3 protein-coding genes are annotated in these 1622 nt (G+C 72.4%); 2 read left to right on the plus strand and 1 reads right to left on the minus strand.

Going from position 1 to position 1622, the window contains the following annotated elements; genetic code table 11:
• Positions 1-859 (plus strand): DUF5694 domain-containing protein (locus PO768_RS28770; protein WP_272648788.1); only part of this gene is annotated, 859 nt, incomplete at its 5' end.
• Between the two features lie 14 nt (positions 860-873).
• Positions 874-1152, plus strand: coding sequence for a hypothetical protein (locus PO768_RS28775; protein ID WP_272648789.1), 279 nt, complete (start codon positions 874-876; stop codon positions 1150-1152).
• A 1-nt stretch (position 1153) separates the two neighbouring features.
• Here PO768_RS28775 and PO768_RS28780 read toward each other — a convergent pair.
• The coding region (locus tag PO768_RS28780) for a hypothetical protein (RefSeq protein ID WP_272648790.1) at positions 1154-1622 on the minus strand (469 nt) is incomplete at its 5' end.

Genomic DNA, 1622 nt, shown 5'->3' on the forward strand with positions numbered 1-1622 from the left:
CGGCCACCGCGCCGCGCCAGCACTGCCCGGGCGACGCGCCGCTGGGGCAGCGACCATGAGCCGGCGGCTGCGCGCCCTGGCGCTGCTGACGGCCGCCCTGCTGCTGGCGCCGCTGCCAGCCCTGGCCGAGGTGCAAGTGATGGTGCTAGGCAGCTACCACTTCGCCAACCCGGGGCTGGACCTGCACAACGCCCAGGTCGACGATGTGCTGTCAACTCGGCGCCAGGCCGAGCTCGTGGAGCTGATCGAGCGCCTGGCTTCGTTCCGGCCCAGCATGGTGGCGGTCGAGGCCCGCGCCGATGCCTTGCCGGGCCGGGCCCTGCCGGGCTATCGGCGCTATCTGAGCGGCGAGGGCCCGCCCGATCGCAACGAGATCGAGCAGATCGGCTACCGGCTGGCGCGCCGCATGGGGCTGGACCAGGTGCTGGGCGTGGACGCACCGGGCGAGTTCCCCTTCGCGGCGCTGCAGGCTTTTGCCGCCAGGACCGGCCGCGCCGCCGAGTTGCAGCGCTCGGTGGACGAGATCGGCGCGCGCACCCGGGCCTTCGAGCAGCGCGCGCGCAGCGCCAGCGTGGCCACGCTGCTGCGCGAGCTCAACCGCCCCGAGGCGATCCGGGCCGACCATGCCTGGTATGTCGACGCGCTCGGCTATGGCGCCGGGTCCGAACAGCCCGGCGCCGAGCTGCTCGGCCGCTGGCAGGCCCGCAACACCGCGATCTGTGCGCGCCTGCGCCAGTCGGTGCGACCCGGCGACCGGGTGCTGCTGCTGTTCGGCGCCGGCCACAGCCATCTGCTGCGCCAATGCGTGCTGGAGCAGTCCGGTTGGACCCTGATCGAGGCCGAGCCCTATCTGCGTTGATGGAGGAAACCGCGATGAGCAAGAAGAAAGCCCTGATGCTGGCCCTGAGCCTGTCCAGCCTGCTGGCTGCCGCACAAGCCCCGGCGGGCGGCGCCAAGCCGGCGCAATGCCGCCAGGCCGTGGACATGGGCCTGGAGATGGCACGGCAGCTGCCGGTACCGAATCCGCGCGAGCTCGAGCGCAAGAACGCGCTGCTCGGCCGGCTGCAGACCCTGGTCAGCGAGAACCGCAAGAAGCAGGTCGATGAATGCCAGACCTGGGCCGAGTTCAACCGCATCGCGGCTCACCAGTAACTCAGGCCGGGTTCTCGATCACCGATTCGCTTTCGAACAGCTCCTGCGCCGCCTGCGCCACTTTCAGCGTGTCGTAATAGGCATAGGCGCTGACCCCGGCCGCGCCCAGCAGCGGCACCCAGCGCCCGACCGACTTGGCCACCGCGCGCTGGCTCAGTTGCAGGCCCAGTGCCACTGCGACCCGGCTCAGGCTGGCGGCGGCCAGCGGCCGCACCAGAAGGCGCTCGCCGACCCGCACCGCCAGATCGCGCAGCGCCTGCGCTGCCGTGTGGCGGAACAGGCAGTACAGCATCTGCGCCTGCCCCAGCTCGGCGCTGCGCCCGTACAGCGCGGCCACATCGGCCACCAGCTGGGCCTGGATGCGCCACACCGTCATCATCTCCGGCACCACCGTCAGCCAGCCCAGCGGCCCCGGCGGCAGCGCCAGCGCACCGGCCGCCAGCGCCGCCTTTGACGCCGCCTGCCGCGCC

This window comes from Paucibacter sp. XJ19-41 (genome assembly GCF_028462495.1).
Taxonomy (GTDB): domain Bacteria; phylum Pseudomonadota; class Gammaproteobacteria; order Burkholderiales; family Burkholderiaceae_C; genus Roseateles_E.